The sequence below is a fragment of the Luteimonas suaedae genome (genome assembly GCF_008312895.1).
In the GTDB taxonomy this organism is placed as follows: domain Bacteria; phylum Pseudomonadota; class Gammaproteobacteria; order Xanthomonadales; family Xanthomonadaceae; genus Luteimonas; species Luteimonas suaedae.
The window spans coordinates 43,060-62,540 of record NZ_VSSP01000008.1 but is presented as its reverse complement, the minus strand read 5'-3'; the positions used below and the strand labels follow the sequence as shown (position 1 = coordinate 62,540).

Here is a 19,481-nt window from a genome sequence, read left to right as displayed (position 1 = left end):
TGCGATTCCCGATTCCCGATTCCCGACTCCCGGCCTCACAACGTCGTCTCCAGGATTCGCCAGCACAGTTCCTCCATGTCCATGCCGGCCTGCGCCGCGGCCTTGGGCACCAGTGAATGGGTGGTCATGCCGGGGGCGGTGTTGACCTCGAGCAGGAAGCATTCGCCGCTGTCGCGATCGCGCATCAGGTCCACGCGGCCCCAGCCGGCGCAGCCGGCGGCGACGAACGCGTCGACCGAGAGCCGGCCGATCCGCGCCTCGTCGTCGCCGGTCAGGCCCGGGCACAGGTATTGGGTGTCCTCGGCGACGTACTTGGCGTGGTAGTCGTACCAGGCGCCCTTGGGCACGATGCGGATCGATGGCAGCGCATGCACCGCGCCGCCGATGTCCAGGATGCCGACGGTCAGTTCGTCGCCCTCGATCATCCGTTCCATCAGCAACTCGCCGGGATAACGCGCGGCAAGCTCGACCGCGGCGTCGAGCCCGGCGTCGTCGAATACGCGGCTGACGCCGACGCTGGAGCCTTCCTGCGATGGCTTGACGATCACCGGCAACCCCAGCGCGCGCGCGGCGGCATGGACATCGCCGCCCTTGTGCAGGCGCGTGTAGCCCGGCGTCGGCAGGCCGAGGCTCAGCCACACCTGCTTGGTGCGGATCTTGTCCATCGCCAGCGCCGAACCGAGCACGCCGGAGCCGGTGTACGGCACTCCGAGCGCCTCCATCAGGCCCTGCACGACGCCGTCCTCGCCGCCGCCGTGCTGGCCGTGGAGGATGTTGAACACGCGATCGAACTCGCCGCCGGCCAGCGCCTTCGCCAGGGCCGGAATACCGTCCACCGCGTACGCGTCGACCCCGCGGGCGCGCAGCGCCGTGAGCACGCCGGCGCCGGAATCCAGCGAGACCTCGCGCTCGGACGAACTGCCGCCCATCAGCACGGCGACGCGGCCGAACACCGCCGGGTCGGAATGGCGCGCGGGCGCGAGCAGGCTCATGCCGCCGCCTCCTCGAAACCGTCGGCGGCCAGCTGTTGCACCACCTGGCCGATGTCGCCGGCGCCCATCATCAGCAGCAGGTCGCCGTCCTCGAGCACGTCGGGCAGGATCCGCGGCAGGTCCTGGGCGCTGGCGACCAGCACCGGATCGATGCGTCCGCGCGCGCGGATCGCGCGTGCCAGCGCCTTGGCGTCGGCGTTGGCGATCGGCGCCTCGCCGGCGGCGTAGACCTCGGTCAGCACCAGCGCATCGACTTCCGACAGCACCCCGGCGAAGTCGTCCAGCAGGTCGCGGGTACGGCTGTAGCGGTGCGGCTGGAAGGCCACCACCAGGCGCCGGTCGGGCCAGCCGCCGCGCGCGGCCTCGAACACCGCCTTCAGTTCCTTGGGGTGATGGCCGTAGTCGTCGACCAGTTGCACCGTCGCGCCCTGCGCGGTGCGCAGCTCGGCCAGCAGGTTGAAGCGGCGGCCGATGCCGGCGAACTTCTGCAGCGCGGCGGCGATCGCCTCCGGCGCCACGCCCAGCTGCCAGGCCACCGAGGCGGCGGCCAGCGCATTCTGCACGTTGTGGCGGCCGGGCAGCGCCAGCGACACCGGCGTGCGCGAGCCGTCCGGCAGGCGCAGCACGAAACGCATGCGCGGGCCGTCCTGGTCGACGTCCTCGGCGCGCACGTCGGCCTTGGGATCGAAGCCGTAGGTGGTGACGTGACGCGGCGTTTGCGTCGCCAGCTGCGCGACTTCGGCATCGTCGATGCACAGCACCGCCAGCCCGTAGAACGGCAACCGGTGCAGGAACTCGGAGAACGCCGCCTGCACCCGGGCGAAATCGCCGCCGTAGTTTTCCAGATGATCGGCGTCGATGTTGGTGACGATGGCGATCAGCGGGTTCAGGCGCAGGAAGCTGCCATCGCTCTCGTCGGCCTCGGCCACCAGCCAGTCGCTGCCGCCCAGGCGCGCGTTGGCGCCGGCGGCGAGCAGCTGGCCGCCTATGACGAACGTCGGATCCAGCCCGCCCTCGGCCAGCACGCTGGCCAACAGCGAGGTGGTGGTGGTCTTGCCGTGGGTGCCGGCCACCGCGATGCCGCGGCGAAAGCGCATCAGCTCGGCCAGCATCTCCGCACGTGGCACCACCGGGATGCGCTGCGAACGCGCCTCCAGAAGTTCCGGGTTGTCGGGCTTGATCGCGCTGGACACCACCACGCAATCGGTGCCGAGCACGTTGGCGGCCGCGTGTCCGCGATGCACGGCGATGCCGAGCGACTGCAGCCGGCGGGTGACGGCGTTGTCGGCCAGGTCGGAGCCGGACACCTCGTAGCCGAGCGTGCACAGCACTTCCGCGATGCCGCTCATGCCGGCACCACCGACGCCGACGAAGTGCACGCGCGAGAACGCGCGGGCGAAATCTGCCGTGGACAACGCATGGGCCTCGAGCAGGCGTCGGATCATGCGGTCTTCCCCAGGGTCGGCTCGATCCGCTGGCGCAGGCGGCTGGTGCCGCGCACCGCACCGACGGCCGGAACAGGCGCCTGTGTCGTGCGGGACGCATCGACGACCGGCGGCTGCGCCGCCTCCCCGCGCAGCCGCGCCACCTGGCGCTGGGCGCGATCGAGTTCGTAGGAGACCCGCAACAGCACGCCGACCGCAGCGCAGGTCATCAGCACGCTGGAGCCGCCGTAGGACACCAGCGGCAGGGTCAGGCCCTTGGTCGGCAGCAGGCCGAGGTTGACGCCGATCGAGACCAGGCTCTGCAACGCGATCCACAACGCCACGCCGAACGCGCAGTAGCCGGCGAAGTGGCGCCGCATCTCCACGCACTTCAGTCCGATCCAGAACGCGCGCCCGCACAACAGCGCGTACAGGCCGATCACCAGGCAGACGCCGAAGAAGCCCAACTCCTCGCCGATCACCGCCAGGATGAAGTCGGTATGCGCCTCCGGCAGGTACGACAGCTTCTGCACCGAGGCGCCGAGCCCGACGCCGAACCATTCGCCGCGGCCGACCGCCATCAGCGCGTTCGCCAGCTGGTAGCCGCTGTTGAACGGATCGGCGAACGGATCCATGAACGAGGTCAGCCGGCGCATGCGGTACGGCTCGGCGATGGCGACGACCGCCAGCAGCGGCAGCACCACCATCACCGGCGCCGCCATCCGCGGCATGTGCACGCCGCCGAGCACCAGCATGCCGGCGGTGATCGCCAGGATCAGCGCCAGCGAGCCGAAGTCCGGCTGCAGCACCAGCAGCGCCATCAGCCCGATCGCCACGCCCAGCGGCTTGAGCATCGCGCCCCAGGTGGCGTTGACCTCGTCGCGGAACCGCACCAGGTAGCTCGCCAGCCAGACGATGTACATCAGCTTCACCGCTTCGACCGTCTGGAAGCCGGAGACGCCGAGATTGATCCAGCGCTGCGCGCCGTTGACGCTCTTGCCCAGGCCGGGAATGAACACCGCCAGCAGCAGCCCGAAGCACAGCAGCAGCAGCAGGCGATCGAAGCGCTCGATGCTCTTGAGCTCGGTGCGCATCAGCCACACGCACAGGCCGATGCCGACCGCCAGGAACACCAGATGGCGCATCAGGAAATAGAACGGCCCCACCGCCAGGTCCTCGCCGATGGCGATCGAGCTCGACGCCACCATCACCACGCCCAGCGTCGCCAGGGCGATGGCGGCGCCGAGCAGCCACGGGTCGAAGCGGCCGTGGATGGCGTCGAGTCGGGTGGCCTGGCGCGGCGTGCCGTCCATCAGCGCACCTTCAACGTGGCCAGGCCGACCAGCACCAGGATCACCGAGATGATCCAGAAGCGCACGATCACCCGCGGCTCGGGCCAGCCCTTGAGTTCGAAGTGGTGGTGGATCGGCGCCATCCGGAACACGCGCCGGCCGGTAAGCTTGAACGATGCCACCTGGATCATCACCGACAGCGTCTCGATGACGAAGATCCCGCCCATGATCACCAGCACCAGTTCCTGGCGCACGATCACCGCGATCGCGCCGAGCGCGGCGCCCAGCGCCAGCGCGCCGATGTCGCCCATGAACACCATCGCCGGATAGGTGTTGAACCACAGGAAGCCGAGTCCGGCGCCCGCGATCGCGGCGCAGATGATCACCAGCTCGCCGGCACCGGGGATGCGCGGGATCTGCAGGTACTCGGAGAATTCGGCGTGGCCGGAGGCGTAGGCGAACACGCCCAGCGCGCACGCCACCAGCACCGTCGGCATGATCGCCAGCCCGTCGAGGCCGTCGGTGAGGTTGACCGCGTTGGAGAAGCCGACGATCCAGAAGTAGGCGATGGCGACGAAGCTCACCCCCACCAGCGGCAACGCGATCGCCTTGAACAGCGGAATGTAGAACGTGGTCGCGGCCGGCACGTCGGCGCTGTAGAACAGGAACAGGCCGGCGGCCAGGCCGAACAGCGACTGCAGCAGGTACTTCCAGCGCGACTTCAGGCCGTTGGGATCGCGCTTGACGATCTTGATCCAGTCGTCGTACCAGCCGATCGCGCCGAACGCCAGCATCACCGCCAGCACCACCCATACGTACTTGTTGCGCAGGTCGCCCCACAGCAGCACCGCGGCCAGCACCGCGATCAGGATCAGCGCACCGCCCATGGTCGGCGTGCCGGCCTTGGAGAAATGCGTCTGCGGGCCGTCCTGGCGGATCGGCTGGCCGCCCTTGTACTGCGCCAGCCTGCGGATCAGCGCCGGGCCCCACCACAGCGACAGGAACAGCGACGTCAACGCGGCGAGGATGCCGCGGAAGGTCAGATAGTTGAACAGGGAGAAGAAGTTCTCCAGACCCTGCAGCCAGCGCGCGAGCTCAAGCAGCATCGGCGGGTTCCTCCCCTGGGGTGTGTTCGTCGGCCAGCAACGCGGAGACGATCCGCTCCATCGCGCTGCTGCGCGATCCCTTCACCAGCACGCGCACGCGAGCCGGCGCCTCGACGGCGGCGAGATCGGCGCGCAGCGCTTCGGCCAGTGCCGCGTGCGTGTCGAAGCGGCGCGCGCCCTCGCCGAAGGCATCCGCCGCGGCCGCGCTCAGCTGCCCGAGCGCGTACAGCCGCGCGATGCCGGCGCGTCCGGCGCGGCGGCCGATCTCGGCGTGCAGCGCTTCGGCGTCGGCGCCCAGCTCACCCATGTCGCCGAGCACCAGCCAGTGGTCGCCTTCGCGGGCGGCGGCAAGGATATCGATCGCGGCCGCAAGCGAGCCGGGATTGGCGTTGTAGCTGTCGTCGATCAGTAGCGCACCGTTGCGCAGGCGATGACGCACCAGGCGGCCCGCCACCGGCCGCGCCTCGGACAGGCCGGCGGCGATGGTCGCCGCGTCCAGGCCGGCGGCGCCGACCGCGAGCGCCGCCGCGGCCAGGGCGTTGCGCACGTTGTGGCGGCCGGGCAGCGGCAGCGTGACCTCGGCCTCGCCACCGGGCACGACCAGCACGAAACGCGCGCCGTCATCGCCCAGGCGCACCTCGCGCGCGGTGACCTCGGCACCGGCCTCCAGCCCGAAGCGGATCAGGCGGCGGCCGTGTGCGCGCTCGGCGAAGTACTGCGCGAAGGCATCGTCGGCGTTGATCACCGCGACCCCGTCGACCGGCAGCGCATCGTAGATCGCCGCCTTGGTGTCGGCCACGCCGAGCAGGCTGCCCATGCGCTGCAGGTGGGCCGGCGCGATGTTGTTGACCACGGCCACGCGTGGCCGCGCGATCGCGGTCAGCCAGGCGATGTCGCCGGGCTTGCCGGCGCCCATCTCGTAGATCGCGTACTCGGCGTCTTCCGGCGCGTCGATCACCGCCAGCGGCAGCCCGATCTCGTTGTTGCGGTTGCCGGGATTGGCATAGGCCTTGCCCGCGCGCTGCAGGATCGGCAGCAGCATCTGCTTGACCCCGGTCTTGCCGTTGCTGCCGGTGATCGCGACCACGCGCACGGAGCGCGTGTGCTGCATGGCCGCCGCGAACGCGGCCAGCGCCTGGCGGGTGTCGGCCACCACGATCTGCGGCAGGTCGATCGCGGCCGGGCGCGACACCAGCGCCGCGCGCGCGCCCAGTTCCGCGGCGGCGTCGACGTGGTCGTTGCCGTCGAACTGCTCGCCCGCCAGGGCGACGAACAACGCGGCGCGGCCGTCGCTGGCGTCGAACTGGCGGGTGTCGGTCTCGATCGCATCGATCAGCACGTCGCCGGCGCCCTGGCCGGCCTGCAGGCGGCCGTGGGTCCATTGCGCGATCCGCGACAGCGGCAACGGGTTCATGCCCTGCCCTCCAGCGCCGTGCGTGCGATCGCGGCATCGTCGAACGGATGGCGCACGCCGCCGATCTCCTGGTAGGGCTCATGGCCCTTGCCGGCGACCAGCACGATGTCGCCGGCGCCGGCCTCGCCGATGGCGCGCGTGATCGCGCGCACGCGGTCGCGCTGCACGACGACCGCGGCCGGATCGGCGAAGCCCGGCAGGATGTCGGCGACGATGGCGTCGCCGTCCTCGCGGCGCGGATTGTCGTCGGTGACGATCACCCGGTCGGCGCCGGCCTCGGCGATCGCCGCCATCTGCGGCCGCTTGCCGCGGTCGCGCTCGCCCCCGCAGCCGAACACGCAGACGATGCGGCCGCGCGCATGCGCGCGCAGGCTGGCCAGCGCCTGTTCCAGCGCGTCCGGCGTATGCGCGTAATCGATGACCACCAGCGGTGCATCACCGCTGCCGCCGAGCCGGTTCATGCGCCCGGCCACCGGCTGCAGCCGCGACAGCGCGTCGGCGATGTCGGCCGGGGCCTCGCCCAGCGCATGCAGGGTGCCGGCGACGGCAAGCAGGTTGTCGACGTTGAAGCGCCCGAGCAGCGGCGAGCGCACCGGGCGCACGGTGTCGCCGATATGCAGCTCGAAGGCAATGCCTTCGCCGTCTAGCACCACATTGCCGGCCCGCACCACCGCCGCGGCATCGCCGCGCGCGCTGACGCCGATCGTCCGCGGCGCCTTGACCTTCTCTGCCGAAGTGTTTTTTGCTCCCTCTCCCCCGCTTGCGGGGGAGAGGGTTGGGGTGAGGGGGGCTCTTGCCGGCGACTCATCAAAAGCAAAGGCACTCGCGCCTTCGGCGCTTCGCCCCCTCACCCCAGCCCTCTCCCCCGCGAGCGGGGGAGAGGGAGCTGAATTTTCGGCTCGCGCGGGAGCGGAGGTCGTCAGCCGCGCGTGCAGCGCACGGCCAAAGTCGTTGTCGAGATTGATCACCGCCGCCCGCAGACCGGGCCAGGCGAACAGCCGCGCCTTGGCGGCGCCATAGGCATCCATGTCACCGTGGTAGTCGAGATGGTCGCGGGTGAGGTTGGTGAACACCCCGACCCGGAAGTGCACGCCGTCGACCCGCCCCTGGTCGAGCGCGTGCGAGCTGATCTCCATCGCCACCGCGGTCGCGCCGGCATCGCGCAGCCGTGCCAGCAGCGCATGCATCTGCACCACCTGTGGCGTGGTGAAGCCGGTCGCCTCGACTTCGCCGTGCAGCCCGGCGCCGAGCGTACCGATGCTGCCGGCGCGCTGGCCGCGCAGCGTCCAGGCCTGCGCCAGCAATTGCACGGTTGAGGTCTTGCCGTTGGTGCCGGTGACGCCGACGGTGGTCATCGCCGCCGAGGGCGCGCCATACAGCCGATCGGCCATCGCGCCCATGCGCGTGCGCAGCGCCGGCACCGCGATGGCGTCGGCGGGCGGGGGCGCATCGTCCGGCGCCGGCGGCTCGAACAGGATCGCGCGCGCACCGGCCGCCCGCGCCTGCGCGACGAAGCGCAGGCCATGGCTGCCGAAGCCTGGGATCGCGAGGAAGGCATCGCCCTCGCGCACTTCGCGGCTGTCCTGCGCCAATCCGCTCACGGTCAGCGCCGGCGGCACCGCGGCGACGTCGGGGAGCAGATCGGCCAGGCGCATGGCGGCGCTCATCGCGCACCTCCCGCGGAAGAAGCCGGGAATCGGGAATCGGGAATCGGGAATCGGGCGAGCGCTTCAGCGCGCACCGCCGGCTCGGTGCCGGGATGCGACGCGGGTGCCCCCGCTTCTGTTCTTGTTCTTGCTTTATCGACTCCCGACTCCCGATTCCCCATTCCCAGCCTTTCCCCGGTCTGCGCCGTCAGCCAGGTCTCGATGTCGTCGGGCGGCACGTCCATCAGCCGCAACGCCCCTTCCATGACGCTCTTGAATACCGGCGCCGCCACCCAGCCGCCGCCGTAGGTGGAGCCGCCGCCCGACGTATCCGGATCGTCGATCACCACCACCATGGAAAAGCGTGGGTTCTCCACCGGCACCAGCCCGGCGAAGAAGGCGACATAGCGGCGCGCATACCCGCCGCCACTGGCCTTGCGCGCGGTACCGGTCTTGCCGGCGACGTGGTAGCCGAGGACCGCGGCGCGGGTCGCGGTGCCACCCGGCTCGGTGACGGTCTGCATCATCGAGACGATCTGCTGCGCGATCGCCGGATCGAGCACCTGGCGCGGTTCGTTGTGCTGGCCCTTGACGAAGGTCGGCGCGAGCGCGCGGCCGCCATTGCCGAGCGCGGCGTAGGCGACGGCGATCTGCAGCGGCGTCGCCGACAGTCCGTAGCCATAGGACATGCCCTGCTTGGTGGTGCCGCTCCAGCCCTCGGGCTCGGGAAACAGGCCCGAGGCCTCGCCGGGGAAGCCGCTGTGGGTGCTGGTGCCGTAGCCGAACCGGCGCAGGAACTCGTAGAACTGCCGGTTGGGCAACATCGCCGCCAGCTTGGAGACGCCGACGTTGGAGCTCTTGGTGATCACGCCGGTGACGTCGAGCACGCCGTAATTGCGGAAATCGCTGGTGCGGTAGCGTCCGTTCGGAATCCACCCGGGATTGGTATCCACCCGCGTCTGCGGGGTCACCACGCCGGCCTCGAGCGCGGCGGCCACGGTCAGCGGCTTCATCGTCGAGCCCGGCTCGATCAGGTCGGTGACGGCGCGGTTGCGGCGCGCGTCGCGATCGCCGCCCGAGACCACGTGCGGGTTGTAGGTCGGCAGGTTGGCCATCGCCAGCACCTCGCCGGTGGCGACGTCGAGCACCACCACGGAACCGGCGCTGGCGCCGGCACTGGCCAGCGCACTGCGCAGCTCGCGATGGGCCAGGAACTGGATGCGCCGGTCGATGCTCAGCGTCAGGTCCTTGCCGGGTTCCGCCGGGCGCACCAGGTCGACGTTCTCGACGATGCGGCCGCGACGGTCACGGATGACCTTCTGCGCGCCGGGATTGCCACGCAGCCAGTCGTCGAACGCCAGTTCGATGCCTTCCTGGCCACGGTCGTCGATGTTGGTGAAGCCGAGCACGTGCGCCAGCGCCTCGCCCTGCGGGTAGAAGCGACGGAACTCGCGCTGGCTGAACACCCCGGGGACGCCCAGCGCCAGCACCTTCTTCGCCACGGCGGGGTGGATCCGGCGCTGCCCTGGCAGGTACATGAATTCCTTGCCGGCGCGCTGGGTCACGCTGCGCGCGAGCGCCTCCTCCTGCACGCCGATCGCGTCGGCCAGTTCGGCGATGCGCCCGGGATGCTTGACCAGTTCCTGCGGATTGGCCCACAACGAGGCCACCGGCGTGGAAATCGCCAGCGGCTCGCCGTTGCGGTCGGTGATCATGCCGCGCGAGGTCGCGATCGGCAGTTCGCGCAGGAAGCGCGAATCCGCCTTCTGCTGGTAGAAGGCGTTGTCGATCAGCTGCAGGTCGACCGCGCGCCCGACCAGCACCACCGAGCACAGGCCGAGCGCGCCGGCGACCAGCGCCAGCCGCCCACGCAGGTTGAACTGCGCGCGGGTGCGCGGCCGCTTGGCGGTGCCGCCCGGGGTGCGCTTGAACTTCATGGACCGGTCGCCTTCATGGCCGGATCACCACGATGTCCGCGGTCTCGGGGAACTTCATGCCCAGCCGCTGGCGTGCCACCTGGTCGATGCGGTTGCTCTCGGCCCAGGTCGCCTGCTCCAGCTGCAGCCGGCCGAAGTCGATGTTGAGCTCATCGCGGGCGCGCTCGAGCCGGGTCAGCTCGACGAACAGCTGGCGGTGCTGGTGGCGCGCATGCACCACGCCGATCGCGGTGATCACGTTGGCCAGGAGCAGCACGACCAGGACGATGCGGGCGATCATGGCCGCAGCTCCGCTGCGGCCGGGATTGATGATTGGTGATTCGTGATTCGCAAGAGCGAAGCCGGGCCCCGCCCGTTCGGCTCTCCGTTGGCGACGTTGCCGCTTTCATCGAATCCCGAATCACCAATCCCGAATCCCGGCTTCTCAGCCACCCGCAGCACCGCGCTGCGGGCACGCGGGTTGGCGGCGATCTCCGCGGCGTCGGCCTTCCGCGCGCCGCCGATCGCGTGCAGCGTCGGCTCGAAATCCTCCACCGCCGGCAGCCTGCGGTTGCCGGGCGGCGCCTTGGCGCGACCGACGATGAAGCGCTTGACGATCCGGTCCTCGAGCGAGTGGAAGCTGATCACCGCCAGCCGCCCGCCGGGCCTGAGCGCCGCGTGCGCGGCTTCGAGCCCGAGTTCGAGATCGGCCAGCTCGCGGTTGACGTGGATGCGGATTGCCTGGAAGGAGCGCGTAGCCGGATGGATCTCCTGCCGCCCACGCGGCACCACCGCGGCGATCAGTTCGGCCAGTTGCGCGGTCCGCGTCAGCGGCGCCTCGCCGCGGCGGGCGACGATGGCGCGGGCGATGCGCCGGCTCATGCGCTCCTCGCCGTAGGTCCACAGCACGTCGGCGATGGCGTGCTCGTCGGCGCGCGCCAGCCACTCGGCCGCGCTTTCGCCGGCGTCCGGGTCCATGCGCATGTCGAGCGGGCCGTCCTTGCCGAAGCTGAAGCCGCGTTCGGCGACGTCGAGCTGCGGCGACGAGACACCCAGGTCGAACAGCACGCCGTCCAGACCAGCGCGTGCAAGATCCCAGTCGGCCAGCGCGGCGAAGCTGCCGCGGCGGATCGCCACGCGCGGATCGGCGCCGAACTCGCGCTCGGCGACCGTGATCGCGTCGGGATCCTTGTCCATCAGCAGCAACCGGCCTCCCGCGCCCAGGCGCTCCAGCACCCGGCGGGCATGGCCGCCGCGGCCGAACGTGCCGTCCAGATAGGCTCCGTCCTCGATCACCCGCAGCGCCTCCACGACCTGCGCGACCATCACAGGAAGGTGGCCGGACCGGGCGTCCGCGCCACCCACGCTCACAACCTCAGCTCGAGCATGTGCTCGCTCAGATCCTCGTCAGAGATCGTCTGCCGGATCTGCGCGTGATGCGCCTGCTCGCTCCACAACTCGAATTTGTCGCCCATGCCCAGCAGCACGGCCTTCTTCTCGATGCCGACCGCGCTGCGGTGGCTGGCCGGAATGCCGATGCGGCTGCTGCCGTCGAGCTCGACCGGCGCCGCCGAGCCGACCAGGTTGCGCTGCATGCGGCGGTGCGCCGACAGCGTACCGGGCAGGGCGTTGACCGCGTCACGCACGCGTTCCCACTCCTTTTCCGGGTACAGGAACAGGCAGCCGGACTCGAACGGGTTGTAGGTGATGACCAGGCGGTTTTCGCACGCGCGCGCGATCAGGTCCCGGTAGGCAGTCGGGATCGCCAGCCGGCCCTTGTCGTCGATGGTGATGGCGGTCTCGCCCTGGAACACAACAGTCCTGCCCGGTATGCCCGTCTGCGGCGGGCTTCAATGCCGCGGAATACCACCAGTTTCCCGGTAATCCCACGCCTCGCCACCTTATGACCCGTCCTGTGGGTTGTCAACAACTTTACCGGCAGATTTTCACCAATCAGGTCAATGACTTGCGGACAACTTCAGAGACTTGTTCAAGCTTTATCCACAAGCTGCTGTTTCGTCTCAAATTTTGAGACAGCGCACATTCTCCGGCAGCGCGAGACGCCGTTCAGGCTCGCGTAAAGGGGGTGTGAAGGAAGGCGGGCCGCCACCGCCGAGGGCGGCTACGATCGATTTGCCGCCCGCCAACCCGGCCGCTCTCGTAGGAGCGCATGCGCGCGATGCCGCGGGTGTCGGCAGGATCCGGTGGATGCCGCGACTCTGGACCGGCAGGCGCGCACGCCACCGGAATTTGCGGGCGGCGCGGCGATGCCCGCGGCATCGCGCGCATGGCGCGCTCCTACGGAGGAGGTGCCCTCGACATCGATCGCGGGGCGACAGCGGGGAGTCCCCGAGCTTCGGAAGCGGGCCCGATGTTCAATGCACGAACTGGTTTTCCTGGGCGAAGGCCAGGAAAAGTGGCGGAGCCGGCCGATAAGCCGGGTTCTGTCGTGGACAGTCATTCCTCTAGGCGCAGCGTCACCGCTACGCTCGAGCAGCCTACCCGGACCCGACGCGGGCCACGTCATGAGGTCCCTATTTGGCCTTGCTCCCGGTGGGGTTTGCCGTACCGGTCCGTTGCCGGACTCGCGGTGCGCTCTTACCGCACCATTTCACCCTTACCTGATCCCTTGCGGGCCATCGGCGGTATCTTTCTGTTGCACTATCCGTCGGCTCGCGCCGCCCAGGCGTTACCTGGCACCGTGCCCTGTGGAGCCCGGACTTTCCTCGGCACCCGCGACCATCGAAATGGGCGCGGATGACGCGACTGTCTGGCCGGCTCCGCCGCGATCCATTCTACGGGAAGCCCGACCCCGGGAATGAACGGACCCGGCAAGCCATTCCCTCCCCCCCCTCCCCCGTTCCTCAGCTCCTCGCCCTACCCGCCGTACAGCGCGCGGCGCGGGGCGCCGGTGAGTTCCGCCGCCAGTTTGGCCGCCGTGGAAGGCGGCAGGTGGGCACTGAGCGTGGCATAGGTGCGCCGGCCTTCGGCCAGGCGCGCATCGACATCGTCGCCGGCGCCCTGCACCAGGATCACGAACTCGCCGCGACGCTGGTTGGGATCCGCGGCGATGGCCTCGGCCAGCCGGTCGAGGCTGCCGTCGAGCACGGTCTCGAACAGCTTGGTCAGTTCGCGTGCCAGCACCGCCGGCCGCTCGCCGCCGAACGCCTCGCGCAGGGCATCGAGCGATTCGGCGATCCGGTGCGCGGACTCGTAGAAGATCAGCGTGCGGGTCTCGCCCGCGAGCCGCGCCAGGCGTTCGCGGCGCGCGGCCGCCTTCGCCGGCAGGAAGCCTTCGAACGCAAACCGGTCGCTCGCCAGCCCCGCCACGCTCAGCGCCGCGACCAGCGCGCTGGGCCCTGGCACCGGGCTGACCCGCACCCCGGCCTCGCGCGCGGCGCGTACCAGCCGGTAGCCGGGATCGCTGACCAGCGGCGTGCCGGCGTCGCTGACCAGCGCCAGCGAGTCGCCCGCCCGCAGCCGCGCCACCAGGCGGCCGGCCTGCCGGTCCTCGTTGTGCTCGTGCAGGGCCAGCAGTGGCGTTTCGATGCCGAAATGGGCCAGCAGCTGGCGGCTGTGGCGGGTGTCCTCGGCGCAGACCGCGTCGACCGCGCGCAGGATTTGCTGCGCACGCGGCGACAGATCGCCGAGATTGCCGATCGGGGTGGCCACGACGTGCAGCGTTCCGGCGGTGGATTCGGGCTCGGGCATCGTCTATCCGCGGTGGGGCGTTAGAATCCTAGCCGTTCTTCACCACGGACAGGCACCCATGCGCCCATCGCCGAACCGGATCTTCCTGCTGCTGGCCACGCTCCTGTTGCTGGCGGGCTGCGCCTCGGTGCAGGTCACCGGCCCGAGCCAGGCGGCGGCCCCGGCCAGCCCCGAACTGGCGACCGCGGCGCAGCTGGCCCGCGACCACGTCGCGCTCAGCGGCCAGGCGCGCGTCGACAGCGCGCGCGAGATCGAACGCCTGCTGGCGACGGTCGATGACGACACCTTGGCACGCGCGGCCGCCGCGCTGCCCGAGGGCGATCCGTTGTACAGCTTCGCCGGTCGCGCCCTGCTCGCCCGCAACCTGCCGCTGCCGCGACCGTTCGACCTCGCCACGCTGTGGAACGTGCACGCCGGCAACCGCCCCGCCGCCGATCGCGACGGCTACCGCCCGCCGTTGAAACTGGCGGTGCTGCTGCCCCTGTCCGGCAACCTGGCCACCGCCGCGGCGCCGGTGCGCGACGGCCTGCTGGCCGGCTATTACGGCGAGCACCGGCAGCGCCCGGAAATGGTGTTCTACGACACCGCAGGAACCGCCGGCGGCGCCAACGCCGCCTACGAGCGCGCGGTGGGCGAAGGCGCCGACTACGTGCTCGGGCCGCTGGGGCGCGACGAAGTCGCAGCGGTGCTGGCGAATCCGGCGCTGCTGCAGGTGCCGGTGCTGGCGCTCAATCGCGCCGGCGAGGATGCGCCGACCGGCAGCTTCAGTTTCGCGCTGGCGCCGGAGGACGACGGCATCGCCGCAGCCGACTACCTGCTCGCCCGCAACGTGCAACGGGTGATGGTGCTCAACGGTGGCGACGACAACGCCCGTCGCAGCGTCGACGCCTTCCGCCGCCAACTGGAGGCCGGCGGCGGCACGGTCAGCGACATGTTCGTGGTCACCGGCGAAACGCCGGCGGACATGACCGAGACCTTCCGCAACGCGATGCTCAAGCCCGACGGCGCCGAGGCGGTCTTCCTGGCGCTGCGCGGCCCACAGGCGCGGGCAATCGCACCGCAGCTGGTGGCTGCCGGCTACGCCACCCGTCCGCGTGTGGGCACCTCGCAGCTGTACGGCAGCGGCAAGAACGAGGATGACGCCGCGCTCGACGGCATCGTGTTCCCGACCGAGCGCTGGACCGCGACCGGGGTGGCCGGCCTGCCGATGGCCTCGACCGTGGCCAGCGCGCTGCCGACCGCGCGCGGTCCGGCGGCGCGGCTGTTCGCCTTCGGCTACGACGCCTGGATGCTGACCGCGTTCATGGAGCGCCTGGTCACCGGCACCGACGCCGAACTGCGCGGCGCCACCGGCACCCTGCGCATCGACGGCTTCGGCAACGTACTGCGCACGCCGGCCTGGGCCACATTCAGCGGCGGCCACGTGGTGCCGCTGGGCGCCAGCGGCGGTTGAGCACGACCCGCGCACGCGGCGACGCCGTCGAGCGTGCCGCGCGCGCGCATCTGCTGGCCGCCGGCCTGCGCGAGGTCGCGGCGAACGCGAACTTCCGTTTCGGCGAACTCGACCTGGTCATGCTCGATCGGAGCGGGGGCGAACGGAACGGGCGCGAACGGAACGGGCGCGACGGCGAGGTCGTCGTCTTCGTCGAGGTGCGCTACCGGCGTTCGGCCGCCTTCGGCGGCGGTGCGGTTTCGGTCACCGCAGGCAAACGGCGGCGGATCGTGCGCGCAGCACAGGCGTTCCTGCTCGGGCATCGCGCGCTCGCCGATGCGCCATGCCGCTTCGACGTGATCGAGGCCGACGGCGATCCCGCCTCGCCGCGGCTCAACTGGATCCGCGACGCCTTCCGCGCCGACGATACATAGGCGCGCGCCATGCGCGCGATGCCGCGGGTGCCGGCAGGATCCGGTGGATGCCGCGATCCTGGACCGGCAAGCGCGCCGGTCACCGGAATTCGCGGGCTGCGCCATGCCCGCGGCATCGCGCGCACGGCGCGCGCCTACGGGAAGGCACGTCGGCGGCTCGTACAATCGCTGACATGATCACCTTGCCCGCGCCTCTCGAACGCGAACTCTCAGACCTGCTCGGCGACGGCTGGCGCACTGACGGCGATACCCGCACCGCCCATGCCGGCGACGGCTCGCGGCGGGTGGCGATGCCGCTCGGCGTGGCGATGCCGGCCGATCGCGACCAAGTCGCCGCGCTGGTGCGCGCCTGTCGCCGCCATCGCGTGCCGCTGGTCGCCCGTGGCGCCGCCACCAGCAGTACCGGCGCGGCGCTGGCCGGCGACGCGATCGCGGTCTCGTTCGCGCGCATGGACCGCATCGTCGGGATCCGCTCCGACGATCGCGTCGCGATCGTCGAGCCCGGCGTGATCAACGGTGCCCTGCAGCGGGCGCTCGCGACGCACGGGCTGTTCTGGCCGCCGGACCCGGCCAGCGCCGACGACTGCACCGTCGGCGGCAACCTCGCCTGCAACGCCGGCGGCCCGCACGCGGTGAAATACGGCGCCACCCGCGACAACGTGCTCGGCCTGGTCGCGGTGACCGGCAACGGCGACATCGTCCGCGTCGGCAGCGCCACCAGCAAGGACGCCACCGGCTACGACCTCACCCACCTGATCGTTGGCAGCGAAGGCACGCTGGCGCTGATCGTCGAGGCGACGCTGAAGCTGGCGCCGCTGCCGGCGGCGCGCGCCAGCCTGCGCGCACTCTACGCCGACGCGGCGGCGGCGGCGGCCGCGGTGGCGCGGATCATGGCGCAGCCGGTGGCGCCGTCGATGCTGGAGTTCATGGACGCCGCCTGCATCCGCCTGGCGCGCGAGGTCGGCGGCGCCGACATCGCCGAGGCCGGCGCGCTGTTGATGATCGAGGCCGACGGCGACGTCGACACGCTGCCGTTCGCACTCGCGGCACTGGAGCGCGCCGCACGTGGCGATGGCCTGCTCGCGCTCGACACTGCCCCGGACCCGGCCGCGGGCGAGCGCCTGTGGGCGGCGCGCAAGTCGCTGTCGCACGCACAGCGCGCGATCGCCCCGGCCAAGCTCAACGAGGACGTGGTGGTGCCGGTGTCGCGGATTCCGGCGCTGGTCGCCGGGATCGAGGCGCTGTCGCGCGAGTTCGACATTCCGATCATCGCCTTCGGCCACGCCGGCAACGGCAACCTGCACGCCAACATCCTCTACGACCCGGACGATGCCGGCCAGGACGCGCGCGCGCATGCGGCGCTGCCGCGGCTGTTCGCGCTGACGCTGTCGCTCGGCGGCACGCTCTCGGGCGAACACGGCATCGGCGTCGCCAAGCGCGCGCTCATGGCGCAGGCATTCGATGCGCCGACGCTCGCGGCGATGCGCGCGGTGAAGGCGGCATTCGATCCGGACGGGATCCTCAATCCCGGCAAGGTGCTGCCGGCAGCCTGACCGCCGCGGTCTGTCGTAGGAGCGCGCCATGCGCGCGATGCCGCGGGTGCCGGCAGGATCCGGTGGATGCCGTGATCCTGGACCGGCAGGCGCGCCGGGCACCGGAACTCGCGGGCGGCGCCATGCCCGCGGCATCGCGCGCATGGCGCGCTCCTACGGCGGGGTGCTGCCACCGCGCATTCGTGTCGCACCGCGCGTATCTCCCGCCGGCCTTGCGCGACCGCACCGCAGCCGCTCACGACACGTGCAACCGGCATTGGTACCTTTGCGGGCATGACCGATCGCGCAAGTTCCGACCCCGACGATTTCGATGCCCCGACCGAAGCACAGCTGCGCGCGGCCGGCGGCCTGAAGTGGACCACCTATCCGGACTGCATCGGCGCGTTCGTCGCCGAGATGGATTTCGGCACCGCGCCGCCGGTGCGTACCGCGCTGCGGGCCATGCTGGACCGCCAGCAGTTCGGCTATCTCACCTTCCCGCTGCTGGACGAGTTGGCCGAGGCCTGCGCGCACTGGCACGCGCAGCGCTACGGCTGGGCGCTCGATCCGCGGCGCGTGCAGCCGCTTCCGGACGTGCTGACCGGGCTGGAGCTGGCGCTGCGGCATCTGCTGCCCGCGGGCGCCGCGGTGGCGTTGCCGACGCCGAACTACATGCCGTTCCTGCCACTGCTGCGGATGCTCGGACACCGCGTGATCCAGGTGCCGATGCTGCGCACGGCGGACAGCTGGCGCTTCGACTACGCCGCGCTGGACGCCGCCTTCGCCGACGGCGCGCGGCTGGCGATCCTGTGCAACCCGCACAACCCGATCGGACGGGTGTTCGCGCGCGAGGAACTCGAGCGCTTCTGCGAGGTGGTCGCGCGCCACGACGGCCGCGTGTTCTGCGACGAGATCCACGCCCCGCTGGTGTTCGCGCCGCACCGCCATCTGCCTTACGCCACGCTCGGCGAGCAGGCCGCGGCGCAGGCGATCACCGCCACCTCCGCCTCCAAGGGCTGGAACCTGCCCGGATTGAAGTGCGCGCAGCTGATCCTGAGCAACGACGACGACCTGCGGCAGTGGCGGCGGTTGGCGCCACTGGCCGGGCACGCCACCGCCACCCCCGGCGTGATCGCCAACATCGCCGCCTATCGCGAAGGCGGTCCATGGCTGGACGGCGTGGTGGACTACCTGCGGGGCAACCGCGCATGCATGATGCAGCTGCTGCGCGAACGGCTGCCGCGGGCCGACTGTGTCGAGCCGGAGGGCACCTACCTGGCGTGGCTGGACTGCCGCCGGCTGCAGCTGCCCGAGGCGCCGCATCTGTTCTTCCGCCACCAGGCGGGGGTGGCGCTGACCGACGGTGGTGAATGCGGCGAGGCCGGTGCCGGCCACGTGCGGACCAACTTTGCGATGCCGCGGCCGATCCTGGAACGGGCGATCACGCGGATGGCCGAAGCGGTTGCGGCGATTGCCACCTGAGAACGGCGTTACCGGCGTTCAACCCGCGAAGTGCGCGTAGCCGGTACGGCCAGGGCGCCAGGTCCGTCCTTCGCCGTCGCAGGCGCGCACCCCGCCAGCGGCGACGATGCGTCCAATGCGGGTGACGGCGACAGCCGCCTCGAGGCCGATGCGTGCCACCGCGTCGCGCATGTCCTGCGGCGCGGTGAAACACAGTTCGTAATCGTCGCCGCCGGTCGCCTGCAGCTCGCGTCGGACCTCCCCGGCGAAACGCTTGCACAACGCATCCGATGCCGGCAACGCATCGACCTGCACCTCGGCGCCGACGCGGCTGGCGGCGCAGACATGGCCGAGGTCGGCCAGCAGCCCATCGGAGACATCGATGCAGGCATGGGCGACACCGGCCAGGGCGGCACCGACGGCCAGGCGCGGCTGCGGCCGGTCGAGGCGCCGGCGCAGCCATGTCGACGCGCCGGCGGCGGCGGCGCCCGCTTCCGTTCGATGCCCGTCCGCGGATTCCGCCGCCGCCAGCAAGGCCAGCGCGGCCGCGGCATCGCCCAGGCTGCCGGTGACCCAGACATCGTCGTCGACGCGGGCGCCGTCGCGGTGCAGGGCGCGGCCCGGCTCGACCAGGCCGTGCGCAGTGACGCAGACCGACAGCGGCCCGCGCGTGGTGTCGCCGCCGACCAGGGCGACGCCGTGCTGCGCGGCGAGTGCCAGGAAGCCGTCGAGGAAGCCGTCGATCCAGTCGACATCGGCTTGCGGCAACGACAGCGACAACGTGCACCAGGCCGGCTGCGCGGCCATCGCCGCCAGGTCCGACAGGTTCACCGCCAGCGCCTTCCAGCCGAGATCGGCTGCGGCGGTGGTGGCGGGAAAGTGCACGCCGGCATTGAGCGTGTCGGTGGCGACGACCAGATGCCTGCCCTCGGGCACCCGCAGGATCGCGGCGTCGTCGCCGATGCCGAGCACGACGTCGTCGCGCTGCCCGGCGCGGGCGCGGATGCGGGCGATCAGGTCGAATTCCATTGGAGCTAGGAGTGAGTGGAGAGTAGTGAGAAACGAGTAAGGGCTAAACGGCGCCCGCTGTTCCGGCGCGATGGCCGCCAGTTGCACCGGTT

General features: G+C 71.2%; 15 protein-coding genes, 1 other RNA gene and 1 pseudogene. 4 read left to right on the top strand and 13 right to left on the bottom strand.

Annotation, left to right across the window (positions count from 1 at the left end):
• Positions 1-35: 35 nt before the first annotated feature.
• From FXO19_RS12740 to rsmI, 12 genes are all read right to left on the bottom strand, one after another.
• Positions 36-992: a D-alanine--D-alanine ligase gene (locus tag FXO19_RS12740; protein WP_149195488.1), complete on the bottom strand. Its 957-nt coding sequence runs from the start codon at positions 990-992 to the stop codon at positions 36-38.
• The gene (murC, locus tag FXO19_RS12735) at positions 989-2,437 is read right to left on the bottom strand and encodes a UDP-N-acetylmuramate--L-alanine ligase (RefSeq protein WP_149195487.1); all 1,449 of its coding nucleotides are present in this window, start codon (positions 2,435-2,437) and stop codon (positions 989-991) included. Before murC ends, FXO19_RS12740 begins: the two co-directional genes overlap by 4 nt.
• The gene (gene ftsW, locus FXO19_RS12730; protein ID WP_149195486.1) at positions 2,434-3,729 is read right to left on the bottom strand and encodes a putative lipid II flippase FtsW; all 1,296 of its coding nucleotides are present in this window, start codon (positions 3,727-3,729) and stop codon (positions 2,434-2,436) included. The genes murC and ftsW overlap by 4 nt, the downstream gene beginning before the upstream one ends.
• On the bottom strand, positions 3,729-4,814 hold the full coding sequence (mraY, locus tag FXO19_RS12725; protein WP_149195485.1) for a phospho-N-acetylmuramoyl-pentapeptide-transferase: 1,086 nt from the start codon (positions 4,812-4,814) through the stop codon (positions 3,729-3,731). Before mraY ends, ftsW begins: the two co-directional genes overlap by 1 nt.
• A complete protein-coding gene (locus FXO19_RS12720; protein ID WP_149195484.1) occupies positions 4,804-6,228 on the bottom strand; it encodes a UDP-N-acetylmuramoyl-tripeptide--D-alanyl-D-alanine ligase in 1,425 nt (474 codons plus the stop codon). Before FXO19_RS12720 ends, mraY begins: the two co-directional genes overlap by 11 nt.
• Entirely contained in the window at positions 6,225-7,895 is a 1,671-nt protein-coding gene (locus FXO19_RS19605) for a Mur ligase family protein (protein ID WP_255516410.1), read from the bottom strand. The genes FXO19_RS12720 and FXO19_RS19605 overlap by 4 nt, the downstream gene beginning before the upstream one ends.
• A complete protein-coding gene (locus FXO19_RS12710; RefSeq protein WP_149195483.1) occupies positions 7,892-9,811 on the bottom strand; it encodes a peptidoglycan D,D-transpeptidase FtsI family protein in 1,920 nt (639 codons plus the stop codon). Before FXO19_RS12710 ends, FXO19_RS19605 begins: the two co-directional genes overlap by 4 nt.
• A 13-nt stretch (positions 9,812-9,824) precedes the next feature.
• A complete protein-coding gene (gene ftsL / locus FXO19_RS12705; RefSeq protein WP_425481474.1) occupies positions 9,825-10,091 on the bottom strand; it encodes a cell division protein FtsL in 267 nt (88 codons plus the stop codon).
• On the bottom strand, positions 10,088-11,161 hold the full coding sequence (rsmH, locus tag FXO19_RS12700) for a 16S rRNA (cytosine(1402)-N(4))-methyltransferase RsmH (RefSeq protein WP_255516409.1): 1,074 nt from the start codon (positions 11,159-11,161) through the stop codon (positions 10,088-10,090). The genes ftsL and rsmH overlap by 4 nt, the downstream gene beginning before the upstream one ends.
• Positions 11,158-11,604: a division/cell wall cluster transcriptional repressor MraZ gene (gene mraZ / locus FXO19_RS12695; protein ID WP_149195481.1), complete on the bottom strand. Its 447-nt coding sequence runs from the start codon at positions 11,602-11,604 to the stop codon at positions 11,158-11,160. The genes rsmH and mraZ overlap by 4 nt, the downstream gene beginning before the upstream one ends.
• 603 nt (positions 11,605-12,207) lie before the next feature.
• Positions 12,208-12,572: RNase P RNA component class A (gene rnpB, locus FXO19_RS12690), an RNA gene on the bottom strand.
• A gap of 95 nt (positions 12,573-12,667) precedes the next feature.
• Positions 12,668-13,501, bottom strand: coding sequence for a 16S rRNA (cytidine(1402)-2'-O)-methyltransferase (rsmI, locus tag FXO19_RS12685; RefSeq protein ID WP_149195480.1), 834 nt, complete (start codon positions 13,499-13,501; stop codon positions 12,668-12,670).
• 67 nt (positions 13,502-13,568) lie between these two features.
• On the opposite strand from rsmI, the pseudogene FXO19_RS12680 reads away from it, so the two are divergent.
• The 4 genes and pseudogenes from FXO19_RS12680 to FXO19_RS12665 form a co-directional block, all read left to right on the top strand.
• Positions 13,569-14,954 (top strand): annotated as a pseudogene (locus tag FXO19_RS12680) (penicillin-binding protein activator); the annotation flags it as partial.
• Positions 14,951-15,367, top strand: a complete 417-nt coding sequence (locus FXO19_RS12675; RefSeq protein WP_255516408.1) for a YraN family protein — start codon at positions 14,951-14,953, stop codon at positions 15,365-15,367. The pseudogene FXO19_RS12680 and the gene FXO19_RS12675, both read left to right, overlap by 4 nt.
• 173 nt (positions 15,368-15,540) lie before the next feature.
• Entirely contained in the window at positions 15,541-16,920 is a 1,380-nt protein-coding gene (locus FXO19_RS12670; protein WP_149195477.1) for an FAD-binding oxidoreductase, read from the top strand.
• 273 nt (positions 16,921-17,193) lie between these two features.
• Complete coding sequence (locus FXO19_RS12665; protein WP_149195476.1) at positions 17,194-18,381, top strand: MalY/PatB family protein; 1,188 nt, start codon at positions 17,194-17,196, stop codon at positions 18,379-18,381.
• A gap of 18 nt (positions 18,382-18,399) precedes the next feature.
• On the opposite strand, the gene thiL is transcribed toward FXO19_RS12665, so the two are convergent.
• Positions 18,400-19,389: a thiamine-phosphate kinase gene (thiL, locus tag FXO19_RS12660; RefSeq protein WP_149195475.1), complete on the bottom strand. Its 990-nt coding sequence runs from the start codon at positions 19,387-19,389 to the stop codon at positions 18,400-18,402.
• Between the last annotated feature and the right edge of the window lie 92 nt (positions 19,390-19,481).

Excerpts from the sequence above, each read along its gene's own strand:
- FXO19_RS12710 (WP_149195483.1), bottom strand. The coding sequence starts at position 9,811 with ATGAAGTTCAAGCGCACCCCGGGCGGCACCGCCAAGCGGCCGCGCACC.
- FXO19_RS19605 (WP_255516410.1), bottom strand. The coding sequence starts at position 7,895 with ATGAGCGCCGCCATGCGCCTGGCCGATCTGCTCCCCGACGTCGCCGCG.
- FXO19_RS12665 (WP_149195476.1), top strand. The coding sequence starts at position 17,194 with ATGACCGATCGCGCAAGTTCCGACCCCGACGATTTCGATGCCCCGACC.
- ftsL (WP_425481474.1), bottom strand. The coding sequence starts at position 10,091 with ATGATCGCCCGCATCGTCCTGGTCGTGCTGCTCCTGGCCAACGTGATC.
- FXO19_RS12740 (WP_149195488.1), bottom strand. The coding sequence starts at position 992 with ATGAGCCTGCTCGCGCCCGCGCGCCATTCCGACCCGGCGGTGTTCGGC.
- FXO19_RS12720 (WP_149195484.1), bottom strand. The coding sequence starts at position 6,228 with ATGAACCCGTTGCCGCTGTCGCGGATCGCGCAATGGACCCACGGCCGC.
- ftsW (WP_149195486.1), bottom strand. The coding sequence starts at position 3,729 with ATGGACGGCACGCCGCGCCAGGCCACCCGACTCGACGCCATCCACGGC.
- mraY (WP_149195485.1), bottom strand. The coding sequence starts at position 4,814 with ATGCTGCTTGAGCTCGCGCGCTGGCTGCAGGGTCTGGAGAACTTCTTC.
- thiL (WP_149195475.1), bottom strand. The coding sequence starts at position 19,389 with ATGGAATTCGACCTGATCGCCCGCATCCGCGCCCGCGCCGGGCAGCGC.
- murC (WP_149195487.1), bottom strand. The coding sequence starts at position 2,437 with ATGATCCGACGCCTGCTCGAGGCCCATGCGTTGTCCACGGCAGATTTC.
- FXO19_RS12670 (WP_149195477.1), top strand. The coding sequence starts at position 15,541 with ATGATCACCTTGCCCGCGCCTCTCGAACGCGAACTCTCAGACCTGCTC.
- rsmI (WP_149195480.1), bottom strand. The coding sequence starts at position 13,501 with ATGCCCGAGCCCGAATCCACCGCCGGAACGCTGCACGTCGTGGCCACC.